The following is a 21,720-nucleotide window of genomic DNA, read 5'->3' as shown; positions in this document are numbered from 1 at the left end:
ATGAAGATGAGAAAGGCACTGCCCCTCGCTTTAACTTTAACCCTGCTTCTGCTCCTCAGTGCCCCGGTTACAGCCGACGAGTTCACCGAGAAGGGAAACGCTTTCATGGAGAGCTTCATAAAGGCAATGAACACCGGCAACTACTCCCTAATAGAGCCATACATGAGCGAGAGGCTCAAGAAGGAACTCGGGGAAAGAGAGTTCGCCCAGCTCAGGGAGTTCACCCTGACCAACTACGGAAAGTTGCTGTCCTTCAGCTTCGTCAACGAGAGTCGTGAAGGGGACATGGTGAAGCTGGAATACGAGGTCAAGGCGGAGAAGGGAAGCTTTCCGGTCGCTCTAACATATGAGAACGGCGAGCTCGTTGGAATCGGCCTCGGGGTGAGGGCAAAGCCGAACCCGGCCGGAATGGTCGCGATGATTATCGGCTCCCTGCTCGTTCTGGGGGCGTTTTACTTCATCAGGAAGCCCTCAATTCCGGACCTCGTCCTCGGCGCTGGAATTGCGCTCGGCCTCTCGGTTATAATTCCATTCTACGGGATAATCTCCCTCATCGTGGCATACTCAACGGTTGCGCGCGCCTTGTTCACGGCCTTTACAACCGCGATAACTGTCGAGGCAGTCAAGTTCTACTTCTCCCGGAACAGGGACGGTCTTTCCCTCGGTCTCGGCCTCGGAATCGGCCAGTACGTCCTCCTCTCCATCGGCACCTTCGTGGCGACGAACTTCATAATGCAACTGCCGGTTTCCTTCACGGGGCCGACCTACTGGGCCTTTCTCTTCGCGCTGGCCTTCACCGCTTTCCACGCGCTGTCTGCCGGGACGTACTCAAAGCTCCGCAACGTTAAGTTCCTCCTTCTCTTTGCCCTGATTGAGGGCCTCGCGCTCGTGATGGAGTCGCTTTCGTATCTTGGCCTTTCGCTGTTGCTCGTTCTTCTGGGAGTTGGAGCGGGACTCAGGCTCGGGGGTGTCATCGATGGAATCGCTGGACGAGAGGCTCATTGAAGCCCTTGAGGGGAGCGTTGAGCTCGCCAAGAAAATCGGGGAGTACATAATCCGGAGCGGGGGAAAGAGGATAAGGCCGAGGATAACCCTGGCAGTTGCTGAGGGCCTTGGACTCGACGAAAGCGATGCCCTCGACCTCGCCTCCGCGATAGAGCTAATCCACACCGCGAGTCTGGTTCACGACGACGTCATTGATTTGGCGGAAAAGAGGAGGAACAACCCGACCGTCGTCATGCGCTGGGGGCCGGAGCTTGCCGTCCTCAGCGGTGATTTCCTCTTCGTCCGCGCGCTGAGGATTATAGCGGGGAAGAAGGTCGAGATGGTGGACTACGTTGCGAAGGTCGTCGAGGACATGGTCAAGGCCGAAATCCTCCAGGAGGCCGTGCGGGGGAGCGTCCACCTTGACCTCGACACCTACTACAGGATAATAGATGGGAAAACCGGACGGCTCTTCGGTGCCTCCTTTGCGCTTCCCGCTTACTACGCCGGAAAGCCCTACTGGGGGGAGCTCGATAGGGCCGGAACGCTCGTGGGAAGGGCGTTTCAGATAGTTGATGATGTTCTCGACTACTTCCCGGGAACGGGAAAGGACCGCTTTAAGGATTTGCTCAACGGAAAAACGACCCTCCCGCTGATTCTCTACACCGAGCGCTACGGCTCCTCCCTCGTCGAGAGAATCCTCAAGAACCCAAGGGAGGAGGACCTTCTCGAGCTCTTTGAGAAGATGGTTAGGGCGGGCGTTTTCGAGGAGTCCCTTGCGAGGGCGAGGGGTTACGTGAAGGAGGCGCTCGGGCTCGTCGGGAACTTGCCCTTCAACGGAAGCAATGTCGTAAACCTCGTTTCGGAATATTTTGAGGGGGTCTTTAAGAGGGTCAGCGCCGTCGTGCCATGACCTATCGGATTTCACGAAAATGAGCATTTGACTAAATGTCTTTCGGGAAAGAACGAAAAACTTTAAAAAGGTTCGTTAGACAAACCTAATGGATTTTGGCCGGCGTGGAGGGGGAACCATGATAGGCCTTCTCGCAACGTTAACCTTCACAGTCCCGCTCATCGGTGGGCTAATCCTCTTCAGGCTCGACGAGAGAAAAGCGGACGTTATAATGCTCGCCTCCTTCATATCGGCGATGATTACTCAGCTCGGCGTTGCGGTCCTCTATCTCCTCGGCCACGAGGAGCTTATTCACATCACCTACCTTAAAAGCGCCCAGTTCGGCGAGGTTTATGGCCTTATAATCGACCCCATGAGCGTTTTGATAGGCACTGTTGTTGCCGTTGCGGGATTCATTTTCATGTTCTATGGCGTCGAGTACATGAGCGAGAGAAACGTCGGCCACCCTGGAGGAAAGGGCAGGGGACTCTTCTACGCCTGGATGACGCTCTTTGAAGGGGCAACACTCGGATTCATATACTCCTCAACCTTTCTCGGCCTGCTCATCTTCTTCGAGCTGATGGGGCTTGCCTGTTGGGGTGTCGTGAGTTATTACAACACCAGGGAAGCGAGGAGGGCTGGCTTCAAGGCCTTCATAATCCCGAACGTTGGGGCGATGATAGGCTTCTACACGGCCATCTACATCGGCCTCACCCAGCTCCACGATTTGAGTCTGTTCTCGCTCTCGAAGGTCTCGCCCGATGTCAAGCCCTGGCTGTTCCTTGCTTTACTCATAGCGGGCTACACCAAGAGCGCCCAGTTCCCGACCTACTCCTGGATTCCGGACGCGATGGAGGCCCCAACCCCCGCGAGCGCTTTCCTTCACGGCGCGGCGATGGTCGAGATGGGCGTTTACCTCGTCGCGAGGGTTATCCAGTTCATCGGCCCCCTTCCGGTCTGGGTCTTCTACTTCATGGCCGTCATGGTCTCCCTCACGCTCCTCATTCCGATACTCAACTACCCGGTTCAGAAGGACGCGAAGAGGCTTTTAGCTTACTCAACGGTTGCCGAGGCCGGAATAATGTTCTCCGGATTGACTTACGCCGTCCTCGGCCTCACGGGCAAGGCACCGGGCTTTGACATCGGCCTCAAAGCGGCGATGTTCCAGCTGACTACTCACGCCTTCGTGAAGGGCCTGGCCTTTCTCACCGCCGGAACCTTCACGTACTCCCTTGGAACTCTCGACCTGAGGCGGATAAGCGGTCTCAGGGAAATCCTGCCCGTGAACGGCCTCGCGTGGACGGTGGCGCTCCTCGGTTTAGCGGGCCTTCCCCCGATGGGAATAGCCTTCAGCAAGGCCGAGCTGATAACCAACCTGAGCCTCGTCAAGGTTTCCGCCCTGGCCTGGCTCCCGATTGTCATGGTCCTAACCGATTCGGCCGTCTTCCTCTGGGTCGGCCTCAAGTGGATAACGAAGAACGTCTTCGGCAGGCCCAACGTCGAAAAGGTCAGCACCCACCCGATAATAACCGCGTCGCTCGTGACCCTCATCGTCCTGACGCTGGTCTCAGCGTACTTCGCCTACCCGCTTGTCGAGGAGATAACCTTCTACGGGGTGATACCATGAGCCTCTACGTCATGGAACTGGCCCTCGGACTGCTATTCATAGCTTCACTCGTTGGCCTCGTCTCAGGAAAGCGGGCCTATTACGTTACCCTTGTCTCTTCCGTCTTTCTGTTTGCGAGCGCCGTTGAGGGATTGAACGGCCTCTCAGGTGAGATAATCCCCTTCCTCCCCACGACCGTCAGGATAGATTCCCTTTCGGCCCTCTTCCTGCTTGTCACTGCCTTCATCACGTTCACGCTCTCGCTCTACCTGCTCTCCTATGAGGTGAAGGGGGACGAGAGGTTCTTAGCGATGGCCACCAACATGGCACTCCTTTCGGCAGTGGTCTTTCTGTCAACAAACAACATAGAGAGGCTCACGCTCTTTTACGAGCTCTTCGCGGTCTTTACAGCCGTAATGGTGCTGGCATCGGAGACGAGGGGCTCGAGAAAGGCCACATGGCGCTACCTCGTCCTCACGCAGGTCTTCGGTATAATCCCCCTCCTTATGGCGACCGGCTTGGCCTACGGCGCCGTTGGGAGCCTGCACCACCTGACCTTCTACGGCCTCCGCGAGAACCTTGGAAACCTCGCGGTCAGTCCTGCGTTTCTCCTCGTCCTCTTCCTCTCGGCTTCCCTCGTCAGGAGCGGGGCGTTTCCCTTCCACGTCTGGGTTCCGAGGGTTTACCGCTCGCTTCCGAGCCCCTTCATTCCGGTTTTCCTCCTCGGCGAGGCCCTTGGGGTTTACATGCTCCTCAGGGTTGCCCACTTCGTTCTCCCTGCGGGGGAGACGCTCGGCTACGTCGTGGCCTTTATCGGCACGGTTACGGCCTTTGCGACGCTCTACTCCTTCAAGGAAATCAGGCTCAAGCGCAAGTTCGCCTACCACAGCGTTATGGACGTTGGAATAGCCTACTTCGCCCTCGGGAGCTCCCTCGTGCTTCAGGGAACCTTCCTCGGAACCGTTGCGCTCCTCGGAGCTTTGCTTCACGTCCTGTATCAGGTGCTCTACAAGAGCTCCCTCTTCTTCGGCCTCGGCGCGATAGAGCATTACGGCGAAGAGCCAAACATCTGTTCCCTCAGGAAACTCCTCAAGGGGCACGTCATCGCGCTCCTAATGTCGCTCTCCGTCTTTTCGATGGCTGGAATTCCTCCCCTCTCAGCCTTCGTGAGCAAGTGGCTCATCTACACGGCTTCAATGGGCACTACCAACGTCCTCCTCTGGCTGATGGTCGTCACGATAGCGTTCCTCGGAATATTCCCGCTGGCCTCGATAATCCAGGTCAGAAGGATAAACAGGCTCATCTGTAAGAGGGAAGTTGAAAGGGATGAAGTTCCCTTCGCGATAAGAACCGTCACGGGAATAGTCTCGCTCGCGAGCTTCCTCGTGGCGGTGTTCCCATTCATCCTGCTCCCATGGCTGACGGGTTCGCTCAAAGAACTCGGCTACCCCCTGCCAGAGACTCCGTCACAGCTCTTCCTGGGAAGTCCCGGTTCGCTCATTGCACTCGTCACGCTCGTGGCTATGGCGGTCATCGGCTGGAGAATCGGTAAGATGCCAACAGAACGCGTCAGCGAAATACTCCTAATCTTCTACAACATGGGCGACATACTGCGCTTCACGGCGGACTACTTTCTCTCGCTGGGCAAGGGCTTTTACCTCCAGCGGGTTCTTCCAATCATAAAGGTCGTTCCGAAGCATGAGGTTCCGCTCATCAGGGACTACGACGACGCGCTCGACTACCCTGTGAGGCACCTCGACGAGGCCATGTTCATGCCACTCATAAGGGCCGTTGAAAGGCTCGCCCGCTGGGGCAGGTCAAGGAACCTCGACATGAACGCGCTCATAAGTGGCTTCGCGATTGCGATGGCAATCCTCATAATCCTCCTGGGGGTGTTCGCATGAACGTTGAGGTCGTTTTCAACGAGGTCCTCTACTTTGCCGCCGTCATCTACACCCTCGCGTTCGTCCTCTATGGAATCCGCGCGATTAAGGGCCCGACGACGGCCGACATAATCCTCGCAGTTGACTGCCTGTCCTTCGACATGGCGGCGTTTATGGTAATATTAGGAATCTACTTCAAGTCCATTATGCTCGCGAGCGGTGCGATAATCCTGGCCCTGTGGGCCTTCATGCTGGACATCTACTACACCAAGTACGTCCTCTACGGGGAGGTGGAGGTATGATTATCGAGGACGTCATCTTCATCATCGGCTCGGTCGCGATACTACTTGGAGCGGTCTACGACCTCATAGCGGCGATAGGCCTGCTCAGGTTCAAGGACTTCTATATGAGAACCCACGCCGCGACCGTTGGGACCGTCGGAGGCGCCGCGTTGCCTGTCTTTGGTGCCGGTTTGGTGGCGCTCGTTTACTACCCGCTCGGCGCCCAGAGGTTCTTCATGGCGGGAATAGCCTTCACCGTCGGCGTCCTAATCCTCCTGATAGCGCCCACCGGAACCCACTCCCTCGTCTCAGCGGTTTACTTCGGAAGGGTCGGAAAGAAACCGCCCCTCGTCGTTGACCAGCTCGAGGAGGACCTACCGGCGAGAGAGGACGTTGCAGAACTCGTCCGCGAGCATGAAGAGTTGCCCGGCGAGGAGGAAGAGCCCAAGTTCACCTTCAGGAGGCTGGCGAGATGATTGAGATTCACCTGATAATACTTGCGATAGTCGTTTCCTTCGGCTTCGCCTTCAGCTACCTGGCCATGAAGGAGCACGACCTGCTCAAGGCCCTCGCTTTGAGCTCCGTCCAGTCAACGTTCTTCGCCCTCGGCTTCTACATACTCGCGGCTCCGGACATAGTCCTTGCCTACCTCGCCATAGCAGTGGGAGCCTACACCGCCCTCGTAATCCTCGCCATAAGCAAAACGGAGCGCTACGAGGTGGGAGAATGAAGAGGGACGTTATCGTCGCGGTTTCCTTCCTCGGAGCCTTCGCGTTCATCGCCTACGCCTTAGTCTACGCCAACGTCCTGGGCCTCGGCGGGACCGAGCTGAGACCCCTCGGCGAGTTCTACCTGGGCCACGCCTTCGCCCACGAGGGCCTCACGAGCCACAGCCCTGAAGTCGTTACGGCCATAGTCTGGAACTACCGTGGCTTCGATACGCTCTTCGAGACCTTCGTCTTCTTCCTCGCGATAATGGGGGCCTTCAGCGTGCTCAGGCTCACCGACGAGCAGGAGAAGATTGTAAGGGAGCTCGAGGCGAAGGAACCGCACAGACAGATGGACCTCATAACCCGTGCAACCACAAAGCTCGTCGTGATAATGATAATCGCCATCTCCGCCTCGATAGCGCTCCACGGCCACCTAACGCCGGGCGGTGGCTTCCAGGGAGGTTCGGCGATGGCAGTTGCTTCCCTCCTGCTCTTCGCGGTGTTCTCAAAGTTCACCCTTGAGAGAAAGGGCCTCAACCTGAGGCACACGATTTCGGCCTACGCCCTCGGCTTAGCTTTAATCCTCGCCACTGTCTTGGCTCCGGTTTTCCTCTACGGTGACAAAGTCCTTGAGATAAACCTCCTGCCCGGAGAAACCGGCCTCTTCAACCTCGACGTGGGCGAGTACACCGCCGTAACCTTCGGCTTCCTGACGGTGTTCCTCGTGCTCGGCGTCTCTGAGTGGATATTCAAGACCGTCCTCAGGGGTGAGGTCGATGATTAGCTTCCTCCTCGCCTACATCACGCTGACGCTCTTCGGCATGATACTCCTTGGAATCTACGGAGTTGCCACGCGCTCCAACCTGATTAAGAAAATCATTATGCTCAACGTCATGGGAGATGCCATAAACATGCTCTTCATCCTAATCGGCTACCGCCTCGTCTTCCCCGTCTTCCCGCCGATTTACGAGAAGCACCTGAGCTTCGAGGAGTTCCTGAGCAGGGCCGTCGACCCTGTTCCTCAAGCTTTGGTTCTCACCGCCATAGTCATCGGAATGGCCATGAATATACTGCTGGCTACCTATGCGATACAGTTCTACCGCCTCCACGGGACGGTGGATGCAAGGGACATGGCCGAGATAATGGGGGGTGAGGGCGAATGAGGCTCAGGTTTTCACCGGCGACGTTCTTTATAGTCCTGGCAACGTACCTGTTCTACACGGGCTCGGCGACGGAGTACGACATAATAACCGGCTCGATAGTCGCGCTCATAGTTTCCTTCATCGTCGGCCACTGGCTGGTGGAGAACGAACTCAAGTTCTTCTCGCCGAGGAGGTGGTTCTACGCCATCGTCTACGCCCTCCGCTACTTCTTCATCGAGGAAACCAAGACGCACATTGACGTGGCAAAGAGGGTCTTCACGCTCAAGGCCAACCCCGGCATAGTGAGGATTCCCCTCGACGTCGAGAGCGACTACGGAAAGGTCCTCGTTGCAAACTCGATAACCAACACGCCCGGAACGGTTGTGGTGGACATAAGCGACGACGGAAAGTGGCTCTACGTCCACTGGATTGACGTTTCCACGCTCGACGAGAAAGAAGTGAAAGAAAACATTGTCGCTTACTTCGAGGACTACGCGAGGAAAATCTTCGACTGAGGTGATAGCATGCAGGTCGGACTCGTTCCGGTAATTCCGCTCGGCTTCGCCTTCTTTCTGCCCTTCGTGGCCTTCATGACCGGCAGAAAGAGGGGAATTGTAATAGCCTACTCTCTCACCGCCCTCACCGTTACGTTCCTCGCTGGAATCTGGCTGTTCGATAGGGCCTATTCGAGCAACGAGCCCCTCGTCTACGCCTTCGGTAACTGGATAGCTCCGATAGGCATAGTTTTCGAGGTGGACAAGCTCTCGGCGACGCTCGTTTTAACGGCCACATTCGGCTTCCTCCTCGCTGGAATCTACTCCGCCAAGTTCATAAGGACGCACGGCCTCGAGTTCTACTACACCTTCCTCCTCGGGCTTGAGGCAGGAACGCTCGGAGCCTTCATGACGGGGGATGCCTTCAACACCTTCGTCATGCTCGAGGTCATCGGCGCGAGCGCCTACGCGATAGTCGGCTTCTACCGCAACAGGAGCGAGGCCGTTGAAGGGGCCTTCAAGTACGGAATAAGCGGTGCAGTAGCGACGAGCCTCTACTTCCTCGCCCTCGGCTTCATCTACGCCTCCTTTGGAACCCTCAACATGGCTGACCTAAGCGCCAAGTTCCACGGGGTTTCCTTCCCGGTAACGACGAAGCTCTTCGGCGACCCGACGCTCGCTTTGGCCATCTTCTTCGCGCTAACTTTAGCGATGGTAATAGTCAAGAGCGCAATCTTCCCCGGCCACTACTGGCTTCCGAGCGCCTACTCCGGTGCACCGATTCCAGTTGGAGCGATACTCAGCAGTTTCGTCGAGGTCGTTGGAATATACCTGCTCGCGCGCTACACCTACACGCTCTTCCACGGGCTTCCCTTCTGGAGAATCCTCTCGCTCGTCTTCCTCGTCCTCGGAACAGCAACAGCGTTCCTCGGCTCGATTATGATGCTCGTCCAGAAGAACGTCAAGAGGCTGATTGCCTATTCCACGATACTCCACATGGGCTACCTCTTCATGACCCTCGGCGTCGGAACCCAGCTCGCGCTGATGGCAATCGACTTCCACATCGTCAACCACGCGATAGCGAAGACGCTCCTGTTCTTCACGGTTGGAGCCTTCATCTACCGCAGGAGAGCGGTGAAGGTCGAAGACCTTGCCGGAGTCGGCAGGGAGATGCCGGTAACGACGTTCCTCTTCGGCCTGGCGACGCTCAGCCTCGTCGGCGTTCCCCCGCTTAACGTCTTCTTCAGCAAGATGCTGATTTTCAACGCCCTCCTCCAGGTGAGCCCGCTCGTGGCTTCCGTTGTGATAATCACGAGCGCGATAGCTGCGTGGGCCTACTTCCAGCTCTTCATAACCCTCTGGCGCGGAAAGCCGGTTGAGGGACATCACCATGAGCACGGAGAATATGGAGAACCGGAGAGGCACGAGGTTCCGCTTTTCGTAGTAATTAACTTGGTCCTCGGAATCCTCGTGGTTGCGTTTGGCATTTTTGCCCCGGTGATAATCGACAGGTTCTTCCACCCAGCTTCCGTTCAGGCGATGGACTGGGGGGGTTACGTTGACGCTGTGAAGAAACTGGCGGAGGCTACTTTCTCCGCCCTCGGCTAACATTTTTACGCCCTTTTCCCAACCCTTTATCGGTGCCGTTCAATGGACATCGGAAAGCTTAAGTGGTCAGGTTTTGCGGGCGGTCTTGTCTACTGGCTCTTCGTTGCCTGGAGCGTAAGCCGAAACCCCTGGTTCTCCTTCTGGAGGAACGCGCTGAGCGACCTTGGCGGAGCCAGAGCGACTTCCCCCTGGATTTACAACGCCGGCCTGGTGGTTACCTCGTTCTTCGTGCTGGCCTTCGCGGTCTATCTAATCTCAACGGCACTCAACAAAGCCCAGACCGTTGGAGGAGCCTACATAAGCGTCTCGGCCATCTTCCTGGCCCTGATAGGGATATTCCACGAGGGAACGAAGCCCCACGTCTTCGTCTCGACGTACTTCTTCGTCCAGTTCTTCCTGGGGACTTTGATTTACGGCCTCGGCTTGAGGAGAAACGTTAGGGTCGCCTCGCTCGTTCTCTTTGCCCTCGCCGTAATCGGAACCCTTTTCAAGTGGCCCTCAACGGCCCTCTTGGAGACCTATGAAATTATCCTCGTCATGGCCTTCACCCTCGTCGTCGCGCTTTCTGGAGGTGGTGAAAGGTGAGCGCACCGTTTCCCCCGATAAGGCGAACGCCCGAGAGGAAAAGCCGAATCCTTAAGCCGGAAGATGCAAAAAAGGCGGTAGAACTCGTAAGGCAGGCACTGCCCTTCTTCCGTGCTGGAGAACCGATAGTTCACCCAGACCACGTGGACGTTCCTGTTCTCTATCTGGACTTCGCGATAGACAGGGTTCACTACGACCCGCGAACCGGTAATCCAAGCCCGAAGGGCGCACCGCCCCACGCGGAGCCCTGTTCGGAGGGAGCCCGCGGGAGAATAGACGAGGTTCTCAAAGAGGCTTACGTCCTCGAAGGCGCGGAGTTCAGGGAGCCGGAGGACTGCTGGGTCGTGCCGGTGGCGTGGAAAAGCTTTATAATCCTGCACGTCCGCGTCTCGGCGGACGGAAGCGAGCTGATTCCGGATTACCATCTAACCGAAGAGGTGAGGCGGCACGGCCTGTAGGCCCTGGGAGTTCCTGAAAAGGGAGTGGTTCCTGAGTCTTCTGCTCCTCCTCTACGCTGGGTTAGTCCTGGCAGACCGCTCCCTCCCCGGAAGAACGCCAGGCCTCGTTGACTGGGGCAGTTTAAGTCTCATCACAGCTTTAATCATAACCTCGAAGGGTCTCGAGCTTTCGGGGGTCTTCAACAGGCTCGCGCCGAGGCTCGTTGAACGGGCAAACGGTTCGAGCAGAAGACTGCTTCTCCTCCTGCTTCCAACTATCGCCCTCTCCTCTGCACTGATAATGAACGATACAGCAATGCTCGTCTTCATTCCCCTCGTCGTGGCCCTCTCGGAGCTTTCCGGGATTGACAAGGCGAGGGTCGTGACTCTCTCGGCAATAGCGGCGAACGTCGGTTCTGCCTTGACGCCGATAGGTAATCCTCAGAACATCATAATCTGGCGCGAGTACGGTTTGGGCTTCTTTGCATTCATCATGGGTATGCTCCCCTTCGTCCTCCTCTGGCTCGGCCTGTTGCTGGCAATCATCTTCCTCACTCCAGATGAACCGCTTTCCGTCCGCTCCCTTCCTCCAGTCGCCTTCAGAAAGGACCTCTTCATCGTCTCGGCCCTTCTCCTCGCTCTCAACGTCTACCTCGGCGAGACCGGGAGGCACGAGCTCTCGATTGCGCTCACTCTGCTGGCCTTTCTCCTCCTCGAGCGGGACGTCCTTCTAAGCTTCGACTGGGCGCTCGTGCTCACCTTCGCGTTCATCTTCATTGACTTCAACGAGCTCTCGGCGCTGCTCATCAAGGCGGGCCTCTCCTTCCCGACCGGAGGGGTCGGCCTCGTTCTGGCGTCTGCAGGATTAAGTCAGCTGATAAGCAACGTTCCGGCAACCGTCGTATTCATAGGTTCGAAGCCGGCGTGGCTCCCGCTGGCGGTTGGCGTGAACACCGGCGGAACGGGCACGGTCGTCGGCTCCCTCGCCAACCTCATCGCGGTTAGAATAGCGAGGGTTTCGCTGAGGGACTTCCACAGGTGCTCCCTGCCGTACTTCATCGTCGTCATCGTAATCTCCGCGGGGCTCCTCCTGCTCTGAGCCGTATTCGTGATTTTCATGTTTGGTTTCTTCCCTCAAAAAGATTTAAATTTATTAACCCAAATTGTTTTCAGGTGAGAGCATGAAGCGCGTTGCCTCCATGGTCCTGATTGTGCTTCTCGTTGTTGGGGCTGGGTGCATCGCTTCGAGTCCCAGCCACCCGGTGTCTCCAACATCTTCGGCTCATCCCACGGGGGGACAAGCGCACTCAGGCACTATCAACGAGTCCACGTCTTTGAGCACTTCATCTTCGTTGGGTTTCCCGCGGAACTCTTCCAGCTCCAGGCGGTTTGACTTTGCCCCCGTTGAAGTGAACCTCTCCAGTAGGGTTCACGTTGAGATTGACCCGCGCCTTGAGCTCGTCCAGATAATATACTTCCTCTCAAACTCCGATTGGTACCGGAAGCATGCCAGTCCGTACCGGGCTGGGGCAAATCCCTATAACTATCCCTACCTAAGGGACGTTCTCAATTACTTTGGGAATTACACAAACGCCACTGCCGTTCGGATGGTTCCTGAAATGGTCAACAACAGTCTGGCGTACGACGCTATCCCGGAGTTCGCGCTTCACCTGAACCCCGTCAACTTTTCAAGGGATATGAACTGGAGCGACATGCTCCGCCTGAGGCCCTGGCTCAACGTTACCCTGCTCAACGAGTTCGCGAGAGCGGTTGCCCAGTTCGCCAACGAGACAGACTTCTGGAGGTTCTACAACGAGCACAGAGCCTTTTATAACGAAACCCTTCTCGAATTCGAGGCAAACGGGAGGAGAATCCTCAACGTGACCCGCTTTGAGGAGAACTTCTTCGGCGAGAACACCTCCTCCTGGACAATAGTTCCGCTGACTCTGATTGCCTACGACGGCTTCGGTTATCACCTCAACGAAGGGGGGAAGAAGAGAATCTACGCGTTCTTGGGCTTTGACAGGATTGAGGGCGGTGTCCCCAGGGTGTACCTGAGCCGGACAGGAATAACGTTCCTCGTCCACGAGTTCGCTCACAGCTTCGTTAATCCGGCTGTGGATGAGTACTACTACCTCTTCAAACCATACGAGTCCCTCTACGACCCTGTCCGGGAAAAGCTCACCAGGATGGCCTACCCGAACTTCAAAGTCATGCTCTACGAGACCTTCGTCAGAGCCGTCGAGGCTTACTACCTCAACGTTACGGGGCATCCCGATGAGGCACTCAAGAGCCTAATAGGAAATCGGGACATCGGCTTTTACTTTATCGGAGACGTCTACAGGGCTTACGTCAACGACTACATGAAGCACCGGGACGTTTACAAAAACTACACCGACTTCATGCCCGAACTTGCGCGGGTAATCGGGGAGGTGTACAACCGTACCGATGGAGGCAGAAACCTCACGCTTCCCATCACCGTGTGGGATTTTGTCATCGCCGCAAACAACAGTGGCGTGGTAGTTTCGTACGGCGCATCGCCTGCGGAAAAACAATTGGCGGAGTTCGTGTTTGAATCGTACACCGCCGAAGGCATCCGGGCAACAATGAAGCCGGTCTCAAATCTGAATTCCAGTGACCTCAGGAAAAACCTTGTACTTGTCCTACTATCCAACGCTTCAATCCTCTCCAAACTTCAGGAGAACACACCGGTGCTCGTCAATGGAACGACAGTAAAGAGCAGAATCACGGGGAAAACGTACTCCGGAAGCCTCCGTGTTCTGGAGGTTATCAGAAATCCGTGGAACCAGAGCGCGCTGATAATGCTGGTCATTGGCACGGACGAGGAGGCTCTCAAGGGCATACAAGCGTATGCCTCGATATGGTACAGCATTAGACGGCCTTCGGGAGTCCTCCTTGAGTGGGGCTGAGCGTTTAATTTTTAAGCCCTCTCTCTTTTCTCCAACCATGCTCCTCCACATCGGAATTGACGACACGGACTCGCCCAACGGCATGTGCACGACCTATCTCGGCGCGCTCCTGTACCGCGAGCTGTCGCGCTTAGCCGAACCCATCGACCTTCCGAGGCTGATAAGGCTGAACCCGAACATCCCCTACAAGACGCGCGGGAACGGAGCGGTTGCGATGACGTTCGAGGTCGAGGAGGAGGCTGTTCCAGAAGTTAAGGACCTCGTGCTGTTCTACGTCAACCAGCTGGCAGACTTCACACACGAGAACACCAACCCCGGCGTCGCCTTTTTCGAAGGCGAAATTCCCGAAAAACTGAGGGAGTTCTCGCTCAAAGCTTTAAGGGAGCACGTTGCCATCGAGGAAGCCGAGAATGTCGCGAGGGAAGTAGGGGCTGAAATCTTTAAGTTCAAGCTCGGCAGGGGCATAATCGGCGCGCTCGCCTCCATTGGCTATCCCTTAAAGACCTTCACCTACGAGCTTTTAGCTTACCGCGAGCCCGAGAACTGGGGAAAGGAGAGAAAAGTCGACGCCGAAAGCGTGTTTTTGGCCGACAGGTGGAGCTATCCCTTCACCTACGACAACGTTGACCCCTACAAGAGAACCGTCCTCATAGCCCCTCACGGCAAGGACCCCGTTCTCGTCGGAATCAGGGGAATTGACCGGGGAAAGGTTCTCCAGACCTTTGAGATGGTCCGCTTTGGGGAGCCGATAGCTTTCTACCAGCTCTACAAGACGAATCAGAACACCGACGACCATCTGACTCCCAAAAAAATCGGCGAGCTGAGGCTATACGACAGCGCGGTCGTCAGGGGAAGGGTTTCTAAGCCATACTGGGAGCGCGGGAGGCACGTTTTCTTCGAGCTTGAGGATGAGACGGGAAAGATACGCGTCGCGGCGTTCGAACCGACGAAGAAGTTCAGGAATTACGTTCGGAAGCTCCTGCCCGGTGATGAAATAATCGCCGCCGGGGGCGTCAAGGAGCACGAGGGGGTCCTGACGCTCAACCTTGAGAAGTTCTATCCAGTGAAGCTCGTCCCAAAAATCGAATACAGAAAGCCCAAGTGCCCGCGCTGTGGGGGAACGATGAAGAGCAAGGGCGACTACCTGAAGTGCAAGCGCTGTGGATACAGAATGCCGAAGAAGCTCATTCCGGTGGAGGTCCCGCGCGAGCTGGAGAGGAAGATTTACGAGGTTCCTCCAGACGCGAGGAAGCACCTGTCAAGGCCTCTGGTGTTGCCGGGAGGGGAGGAGAGGGTTTTGGGGGCTCTGATGACCTCGGAGAGGTACTCAGGATTATCCTAATCGAGGTTATCATGTCTCTTTGTCGTGGACAGAAAGGGAGAACTGGAAAAGTGGGCTTTTGGTCTGGGACTTGAAGGACTTCGAAAGGCTTATCTCTTCCAAGGGCGAAGTTTAAGGGGTGTGCCAGATGGTGCTCACGCGGAAGAGAACCGGGATAGTAGAGATCGAAGAAAAAAGAAGATTCAGAACAGTAAAGAGAAGGGAGCAGGTAGATGTATACACGGCACCTACGGGAGAAAACAAGACAGTCTTTGCCAAAATTGCCCAGATCGCCGCGGGCTTACCCGACCCACACCCAACACACACTGGGCAAATGACGGAACCCATTTTATATCAGAAAGAGAAACACCCACAGAGGTTGGATATGATTTTCTCATAGGACTGCTCACTGGGCTGGCAAGAGATGGGATCGGCGGCGCGCACACAAACCATGTAATGTCCCGCTTCCACGAAATACTTAAAGAAATCGGTGAAGACGTTGGAGAAATCCGCGGTTTGGATGAAATAAGACCTTTAGAAGACATAACATACCGAGGAAAAGGTAAAGGTATAAAGGTGCCGAGATTCAAAGAGTTCCTGCAGAAGCACAGAGAGAAGGTAATCGAAGAGATGACGGATGCCATTTACACAGCGTATAGGATGAGGGGAAAGATTATAGACAAGAAAGAAATCCGAAAGGCTGTTGAGAATGCTATTGAGATTTCGGACAAACTTGCGCACAACATATTCGACAATCGAGCAGATCCATACTGGATTGCCGTTAACCACTACAAAAACCTACACAAGCAACCGCCGGCAGTTCAGTTAACTGGAGTGTTCGACGGGCTTCTCCGAGTGCCACGGGAGAAAGTGCTTGAAACAATAGGAGATCACATAATTGAACTGAAGAAAGTGTTCCCGAACGTCGTGAAACCAGAGGAAGTGTATGGCGATTTATGGTACGAATTCCTCAAGAAGAAGGGAATTGACCCAGGGGCTTTTGAAGTCCGAAAATCAGAAACCTCAACCCCTGCCAAGAAGCTTCGGCGGCCATCTTCTGAGCTCGTCGCCATAGCAAAGGCCCTTGAATACGCGGGGTTCTCGGACGGGGCGATGAAGCGGGCGGAGGGAGACCTTTTGAGAAGGCTCGACGAACTCCTCGAAAACCCTGAGGAGAACGCGCTTGAGATAGCCTATACGGTTAAGCTCCTCAGGCTCGTCCAGAGGAAAGATGTTGAGGGGATAAGGGAATTCGCTAAGTGAGGTTGTAAAGGAATCCCGGAACCTCCGAGCCCTTCAGGACTTTAACGTCCTTCGGGTACCTTCCCCCTCTCTCCCCCGACTTCACCTCGACCTTTAGGTTTCCAGCGATTGCATCAACCTCGTAGGAGTTCCTGTAATAGTAAACCTCCCCGAACTTTCGGTATAGGTGCTCCTGAACGAGCCACTCGTAGAGAACGGCCCTATCAACCTTTCTCCTCGTCCAGAGCTCCATGGCCCTCACGATGAGCGGGTCGCGGAGAATCAGCTTCCTTTCCTTCCGCGGATAGATCTTCCCGTCGCCTCCGAGGTAGAGAACCTGCAGGAGGACGTGAAACGCCTCGAAGAGCTCAACGTAATCCCTCGCGGTGTGGGGCGAAACCCCGACGGCCTTCGCTATCGCGTTGAATGAAGTCGGCGATGGCGCTTTATCGAGTATAGCACCCATAATGTCCCTCGCGAGGTCGGTCGAGCGCTCTAAAGCTTTCAGGTCCGCCTTCAGGAAGCCCACGAGCTCCTCAACCTTAAGGGTGCCGTTTAGGTATGCGAGGTATCCCCCCGTCTCGAGGTAATTCTCGAAGACCTCCTTTCCCGTTGAGGGAAAGAACTCGTCGTAGAAAAGGCTGTAGTAGTCGTGGAAGCTCAGCGGCATGACCTCAACCGTTCTCCCGTTCCCCCTCCTACCCCCGAAGGTCTCGAAGTGCCGTCCAAGAGCAAGGGAAATCGAGCCCGTTACGGTAACGACATCGTCCCTCAGCTCGCCCCTGTCTATGAGGAACTTCAGGGCACGCCACCAGTCCTCAACTAAGCTAACCTCATCGAGGAATATAAAGGCCGTTTTTATGCCCTTTCGTCTCTTCAGTCGGAGGTACTCGTTTAGAACCTCCAAAAGCTCCTTGTAGTCCTCAAGCACGTCACAGCTGAAGTAAAAGACGGCATAGAGAGTACTGACTTTTTTGAGGAGCTCTTTAATGAGAAGCTTTATTCCGATGGTTTTCCCGACCCTTCTTGGGCCGACGACGAAGTTGAGCGAAAAAGGCTTCAATGAGAGCCCGTCGAGCCACTTCGGCCTGACCTTATAGGTGAGCTTTTCGAAGAGCTCCCAGTCTCTGTCAGATTCGCCAAACCACCACGGGTTCTGTACCTCAAGCATGTGCAGTTATAGTGCAAAGATGTTTATAAAGATTTTGCACTCAAACTGCAAAGGGATTTAAAAAAAGTTTGCAGTGGCGGTGCAAACTTACCCCTTCATCACCTTCCACACCAGCAACGGGAAGACCAGCGTCGCGTCGGCCCATATTTCGACGTAGTCGGCCTTCGCCCTTATTTTGCCCCAGCTGACGCCTTCGCTCGGCGGCGCGCCGCTCAGAGAGCCGTCCCACGGAATCGCCGTCGTCACGTAAATCGCGTAGTCGGTTCCGCCCCTGAAGAGGTTGGCGTTGATTATCGCGTGCTTCGGCAATGAACCCCCGAGGATTATCGAGGCGGTCTCCTTGGCGGTAACGGCTAGGTTGTTGAGCTTCACTATGTCGTTGGCGATGTCTATGATGAGCTCCCTGTCCCCGCGCTCCTCCTTGAAGAAGTAGAGCATGTCCCCTATCGAGCCGTCGGTTATGGCGGGGCAGAAAATCGGGACGTTCCGCTTATAGGCCCAGTAGATAACGCTCTTCTCCTTCTCCTTCCCGAGCTTCTCGTCCATGTAGCGACCCATCTCGTAGATGAACTCGCTCGCGGTCAGGGGCTTTCCGCGCTCCTTCTCCATCTCAAGGACCCGCTCGAAGAAGGGAATCATGTACTTCTCGAACTCAATGTAGCGGTCGTTGGGCACGAAGATGTTGCCTATCCTGTTGATGCCTTTCTCGCGCATCAGGGCATCGTTAACGTTCCAGTCACCCAGGATAAAGGGTTTGAGGGCCTTTATGAAGTCCTCCTCGATTCCGCCGGCGGTGGTGACGATGACGTCAACCTTGCCTTCCTTTACGAGCCACGCGATTATCTCGCGCAGGCCCGAGGAGATGATGTTCGAGGTGTATCCGAGGAAAACGCGGACTTCTTCTCCCTTTGCCCTCTTCTCCTCGACCTTCCGCCAGATTTCTATTGCTTTGCCAAGGTGCGTCGCCTGAAAGCCTATGCGCCCGTAATAATCCAAAACCTCCTCAAGGCTTGAAACGTCGTCGAGCCACGGCCCCTCAATTGGAACCCCCTCGACCTCTTCGCTCTCCTTAAGCACGATTTCTTTCGGCTCCGTCATGGAAGGGGGTTGGGAAGGGGGCGTTTAAAGCTTTCGTCAGCACTTTCCGCTCAGGACAGAGCTTATCAGCCTGGCGGTAACGGGGACGGGGAAGACCTTTCTCGGCGCCTTCTTTGTGAGCCACTCCTCTATCTCCTTCGCCCTCGCCCTTCCCTCTCGCATCGCGGTTCCAATGTTTCTCGGCGCGACGACGTCTCCGGCAAAGAAAATCCCGGCCTCCTTGAGGATTTCTTCATTCGCACAAACGACTTCTCGAATCGGGCTCGTTGGTAACTGGCCGATGGCATAGGCGACGACATCGGCGTCAACGATGAACCTTTCGTCCGTTGTAACGACGCTTCCCTCGACAATTTTCGTCCTCGCGAACTCAACCCCTTCGGCCCGGCTTTCGCCGATGATTCTTACGGGCGAGGCCATCTCAATGAACTCAAGCCCCTCCTCTATGAGCTTCATGATTTCGGCCTTCGCGTAGCTCCGCTCGAGGGAACGGCGGTAGGCCATCGTGACCTTTTCAGCACCGAGGAGCCTCGATTCTATTGCCACGTCAACCGCGGTGTAGCCCGCTCCGATTATGACGACGTGCTTGCCCTTCAAGTCGGGAACGCGGTCCCAGGGGTAGTAACCTATCCTCGCCATCTTTATGTGGTGGAGCAGCTTAAGCGCGTCGTAAACGCCCGGCAAATCAACGCCTGGGACCTTCAGCTTCCTCGGACGCCAGGCGCCTGTTGCAATGAGAAGGGCGTCGAACTCACCAAGCAGTCTCTCAAGCGATACGAAGTGCTCAGCCCACTCGTCTCCAAGCTCCCGCGGGGAGTCGTAGATGACCTTCGTCCTGAAGTGGAAGTTCACGCCCAGCTTTTCGAGGTCTTTGACACCTTCTCTAACGGTCTTTATCGGTATTCTAACCTCCGGAATCGCAAAGGCTACCATTCCCCCGCCCTCTGGCATCTTGTCGTATACATGAACCTCGTAGCCCCTGCACGCAAGGTAGCCGGCGGCCGTCAGTCCAGCGGGACCCGCGCCGATGATTGCGACCTTGAAGGGCTTCGGCTCGCTCTTCTCCCTGCAGATGTAGAACTTCACATTATCACCCCCAAAGTTTTTCGAAAAACCTGTTGAAAACCGAAGGTTTTGCACCTTAAGTCTCTTTTCTCGAAAACTTTGCCATAGTGACGGGGATTTCTCAAATTCGGGAAGCCTAATTCGTCACCGGGACAAAGGTTATTAGCCCGTCCCCGTATGCGCTACCATGATTGAGGTCGACCTTGGGGGAATGGGCGTAATAGTGACGGCTTCCTCACGGGGAATAGGCTTCAACGTCGCGCGGGAGCTTTTGAGGAGGAACGCGAGGGTTGTTATAAGCTCCAGAAACAGGGAAAACCTGAGAAAGGCCCTCGACGAGCTCTCGGGCTACGGCGAGGTTTACGCCGTTGAGGCCAATCTTTTTGACCAGCGCGACCTTGAGAACCTCGTAAAAGAAAGCTGGGAGCTCCTTGGGAGAGTTGACGCCCTCGTCTGGAACGCTGGCAACGTCCGCTGTGAGCCGTGTCTCCTTCATGAAGCCACCTACCTCGACTGGATTGAGGCTTCAGCGCTCCACACGGTGGCGCCGGGCTATCTAACGACGCTCCTGGTTCAAACATGGCTTGAAACGAAGCGGAAGGGCGTTCTCGTCTACCTGAACTCGGTCTCGATAAAGGAACCGATGCCCCCGCTCGTCCTTGCCGATGTAACGCGCGCCGGACTTGTTCAGCTGGCGAAGAGCGTTTCGAGGACCTATGGAGGTAAGGGAATCCGGGCTTACTCCGTTCTGCTCGGCAGTTTTGACACGCCCGGTGCGCGGGAGAACCTCAAGGCGGTTGCCGAGGAGAGGGGAGAGCCCTTCGAAGAGACGTGGGAACGCGAGGTGCTCGGCAGAACGCCCCTTCACAGAACCGGAAGGTGGAGCGAACTCGGCTCGCTTGTGGCATTTCTGCTCAGTGATGATGCCGAATACATGCTCGGCTCCACCGTCGTCATAGACGGCGCGATGACGAGGAGCGTTGACATCTGAAGCAACAGAATAACAAAAAGGAGGTAAAAGGCTTTAACTCACCAGTCCGCCTCGTGAATAAGCTCGCCCTCGGCGAAGATGTGCGTCGGGTAGTTCTCGAGGTTGAAGGGGTCTCCGTTCCAGACTACCAGAGAGGCCCACTTGCCCTTCTCTATACTTCCGAGCCTGTCGTCAACACCGAGTATCTTCGCGTTGTTGTGGGTGATTACCTTTATCGCTTCCGCCTTGCTCATGCCGAGCCTTATGAAGTGCCTGAGCTGTAGGTAGAGGTTCGCCTGGAGCGTGACCGGGTGGTCGCTCATGAGGCCGAAGAGGGGCCTGACCTCGAGCAAATACCTGGCGTTCTTCCAGTCCTCGTGCTTGAGTTCCACCTTGTAGGGGTGGCTGTCGAAGGGGCCGTAGATTACGGGAACGCCCTCGGCCTTAATCTTCTCAAAGGTCTCCCTGCTGTGGACGTCGCCGGCGTGTTCAATGGTAATCTTAAGCCCGAACTTCCGCTTTATCATCAGCAGAGCCGCGATGTCGTCCTCCTTGTGGACGTGGACGCGGAGCGGAAGTTCGCCCTTGAGGACAGGGATTAGCGCTTCAACGGTTGGCTCGACCTCCTCAGGCTCCTTCTTGCCCTTTTCGATGAGGGCTATCGTCTTCTGAGTCTTGATGAGCCAGTTGAGGAGAATTCCTATCGCGCCCATTCTCGTGCTCGGCCTCGTTCCCTTCCAGCTCGTGGTCGAGCGCGGGTTGTAGCCGAAAGCAGCTTTAACGCCCGCGTACTGGATGAAAGCGTCCTCGATGTCGCGCCCGTAGTTCTTTATGAAGACTGCCTTTCCGCCAATGATGTTACCGCTTCCCGGCAGGACCGAGGAGTAGAGCACGCCGAACTCGATTGAGTGTTTGAAGGCCTTGTCATCCATATAGATGGAGTAGAGCGCATCGACGAGCGGAAGAACCGAATCCATCTGCTCGTTGGCCTCGCCCTCCTGGTAGGGCTCTCCGTAGCGGTCCATTCCAATGTGGCTGTGGCCGTCTATGAAGGCTGGGGTTACAACACCCTCAGCGATTACTTCTGCATCCTTTGGTTTCTCTTTGGTTACGTCCACGATGTTTTTATCGAAAACGACGTAAACGTCCCTCTGGACGTTGCCGAGGCCGTCGTAGAGAAGGGTTGCCCTTACGGCTTTCACGTTCATCACCGTTAAGAGTTGAGGACTAACGTTTAAATGCATATCGTTGAGAAGCGCAACCGACAGTTTTCAGCAGAATTACATAAATAAAGAATTGGGGGA

23 protein-coding genes are annotated in these 21,720 nt (G+C 55.8%); 19 read left to right on the top strand and 4 right to left on the bottom strand.

Features of this window, described 5'->3' with window-relative positions; all coding sequences use genetic code 11:
- The 18 genes from CS910_RS08085 (at window position 1) to CS910_RS08000 (ending at window position 16,136) form a co-directional block, all read left to right on the top strand.
- Window positions 1-1,005: a DUF3887 domain-containing protein gene (locus CS910_RS08085; protein WP_099211002.1), complete on the top strand. Its 1,005-nt coding sequence runs from the start codon at window positions 1-3 to the stop codon at window positions 1,003-1,005.
- Window positions 977-1,897, top strand: a complete 921-nt coding sequence (locus tag CS910_RS08080; protein WP_099211000.1) for a polyprenyl synthetase family protein — start codon at window positions 977-979, stop codon at window positions 1,895-1,897. Before CS910_RS08085 ends, CS910_RS08080 begins: the two co-directional genes overlap by 29 nt.
- Before the next feature lie 118 nt (window positions 1,898-2,015).
- Complete coding sequence (locus CS910_RS08075) at window positions 2,016-3,503, top strand: hydrogenase 4 subunit D (RefSeq protein WP_099210998.1); 1,488 nt, start codon at window positions 2,016-2,018, stop codon at window positions 3,501-3,503.
- Window positions 3,500-5,386, top strand: coding sequence for a complex I subunit 5 family protein (locus CS910_RS08070; protein ID WP_099210996.1), 1,887 nt, complete (start codon window positions 3,500-3,502; stop codon window positions 5,384-5,386). Before CS910_RS08075 ends, CS910_RS08070 begins: the two co-directional genes overlap by 4 nt.
- Window positions 5,383-5,667 (top strand): monovalent cation/H+ antiporter complex subunit F, encoded by a 285-nt coding sequence (locus CS910_RS08065; protein ID WP_099210994.1) that lies wholly within the window; start codon window positions 5,383-5,385, stop codon window positions 5,665-5,667. The genes CS910_RS08070 and CS910_RS08065 overlap by 4 nt, the downstream gene beginning before the upstream one ends.
- Window positions 5,664-6,122 (top strand): monovalent cation/H(+) antiporter subunit G, encoded by a 459-nt coding sequence (mnhG, locus tag CS910_RS08060; RefSeq protein ID WP_099210992.1) that lies wholly within the window; start codon window positions 5,664-5,666, stop codon window positions 6,120-6,122. The genes CS910_RS08065 and mnhG overlap by 4 nt, the downstream gene beginning before the upstream one ends.
- Window positions 6,119-6,376, top strand: a complete 258-nt coding sequence (locus CS910_RS08055; RefSeq protein ID WP_042689942.1) for a hydrogenase subunit MbhD domain-containing protein — start codon at window positions 6,119-6,121, stop codon at window positions 6,374-6,376. The genes mnhG and CS910_RS08055 overlap by 4 nt, the downstream gene beginning before the upstream one ends.
- Complete coding sequence (locus tag CS910_RS08050; RefSeq protein WP_099210990.1) at window positions 6,373-7,140, top strand: MnhB domain-containing protein; 768 nt, start codon at window positions 6,373-6,375, stop codon at window positions 7,138-7,140. The genes CS910_RS08055 and CS910_RS08050 overlap by 4 nt, the downstream gene beginning before the upstream one ends.
- On the top strand, window positions 7,133-7,519 hold the full coding sequence (locus CS910_RS08045; RefSeq protein ID WP_042689936.1) for a sodium:proton antiporter: 387 nt from the start codon (window positions 7,133-7,135) through the stop codon (window positions 7,517-7,519). The genes CS910_RS08050 and CS910_RS08045 overlap by 8 nt, the downstream gene beginning before the upstream one ends.
- Window positions 7,516-8,013: a Na+/H+ antiporter subunit E gene (locus CS910_RS08040; protein WP_042689933.1), complete on the top strand. Its 498-nt coding sequence runs from the start codon at window positions 7,516-7,518 to the stop codon at window positions 8,011-8,013. The genes CS910_RS08045 and CS910_RS08040 overlap by 4 nt, the downstream gene beginning before the upstream one ends.
- Before the next feature lie 9 nt (window positions 8,014-8,022).
- Window positions 8,023-9,600, top strand: a complete 1,578-nt coding sequence (locus CS910_RS08035) for a proton-conducting transporter transmembrane domain-containing protein (RefSeq protein ID WP_099210988.1) — start codon at window positions 8,023-8,025, stop codon at window positions 9,598-9,600.
- 42 nt (window positions 9,601-9,642) lie between these two features.
- The gene (locus tag CS910_RS08030) at window positions 9,643-10,185 is read left to right on the top strand and encodes a DUF998 domain-containing protein (protein ID WP_173866238.1); all 543 of its coding nucleotides are present in this window, start codon (window positions 9,643-9,645) and stop codon (window positions 10,183-10,185) included.
- Window positions 10,182-10,643, top strand: coding sequence for a hypothetical protein (locus CS910_RS08025; protein WP_099210986.1), 462 nt, complete (start codon window positions 10,182-10,184; stop codon window positions 10,641-10,643). The genes CS910_RS08030 and CS910_RS08025 overlap by 4 nt, the downstream gene beginning before the upstream one ends.
- A 67-nt stretch (window positions 10,644-10,710) precedes the next feature.
- Complete coding sequence (locus CS910_RS08020; RefSeq protein WP_223211977.1) at window positions 10,711-11,721, top strand: SLC13 family permease; 1,011 nt, start codon at window positions 10,711-10,713, stop codon at window positions 11,719-11,721.
- A gap of 135 nt (window positions 11,722-11,856) precedes the next feature.
- Window positions 11,857-12,015: a hypothetical protein gene (locus CS910_RS11915; RefSeq protein WP_158523827.1), complete on the top strand. Its 159-nt coding sequence runs from the start codon at window positions 11,857-11,859 to the stop codon at window positions 12,013-12,015.
- Window positions 12,016-12,031: 16 nt separating this feature from the next.
- The gene (locus tag CS910_RS08015; RefSeq protein ID WP_158523826.1) at window positions 12,032-13,552 is read left to right on the top strand and encodes a DUF4932 domain-containing protein; all 1,521 of its coding nucleotides are present in this window, start codon (window positions 12,032-12,034) and stop codon (window positions 13,550-13,552) included.
- A gap of 37 nt (window positions 13,553-13,589) precedes the next feature.
- A complete protein-coding gene (tiaS, locus tag CS910_RS08010; RefSeq protein WP_099212486.1) occupies window positions 13,590-14,894 on the top strand; it encodes a tRNA(Ile2) 2-agmatinylcytidine synthetase TiaS in 1,305 nt (434 codons plus the stop codon).
- Between the two features lie 24 nt (window positions 14,895-14,918).
- Entirely contained in the window at window positions 14,919-16,136 is a 1,218-nt protein-coding gene (locus CS910_RS08000) for a hypothetical protein (protein WP_145955392.1), read from the top strand.
- Here CS910_RS08000 and CS910_RS07995 read toward each other — a convergent pair.
- The 3 genes from CS910_RS07995 to CS910_RS07985 form a co-directional block, all read right to left on the bottom strand.
- Entirely contained in the window at window positions 16,129-17,286 is a 1,158-nt protein-coding gene (locus tag CS910_RS07995) for an ATP-binding protein (protein ID WP_099210976.1), read from the bottom strand. The genes CS910_RS08000 and CS910_RS07995 overlap by 8 nt on opposite strands.
- A gap of 87 nt (window positions 17,287-17,373) precedes the next feature.
- Window positions 17,374-18,384 (bottom strand): deoxyhypusine synthase, encoded by a 1,011-nt coding sequence (locus CS910_RS07990; RefSeq protein ID WP_099210974.1) that lies wholly within the window; start codon window positions 18,382-18,384, stop codon window positions 17,374-17,376.
- Between the two features lie 36 nt (window positions 18,385-18,420).
- Entirely contained in the window at window positions 18,421-19,467 is a 1,047-nt protein-coding gene (locus tag CS910_RS07985) for an FAD-dependent oxidoreductase (protein ID WP_099210972.1), read from the bottom strand.
- A 190-nt stretch (window positions 19,468-19,657) separates the two neighbouring features.
- Between CS910_RS07985 and CS910_RS07980 the strand changes: the two genes are divergently transcribed.
- Entirely contained in the window at window positions 19,658-20,437 is a 780-nt protein-coding gene (locus tag CS910_RS07980; RefSeq protein WP_099212484.1) for an SDR family oxidoreductase, read from the top strand.
- 38 nt (window positions 20,438-20,475) lie between these two features.
- Here CS910_RS07980 and CS910_RS07975 read toward each other — a convergent pair whose 3' ends face one another.
- A complete protein-coding gene (locus tag CS910_RS07975) occupies window positions 20,476-21,618 on the bottom strand; it encodes an amidohydrolase (protein ID WP_099210970.1) in 1,143 nt (380 codons plus the stop codon).
- Window positions 21,619-21,720: the final 102 nt, after the last annotated feature.

It is taken from the genome of Thermococcus henrietii, assembly GCF_900198835.1.
Taxonomy (GTDB): domain Archaea; phylum Methanobacteriota_B; class Thermococci; order Thermococcales; family Thermococcaceae; genus Thermococcus; species Thermococcus henrietii.
This window is presented reverse-complemented; position numbering and strand designations above follow the sequence as displayed.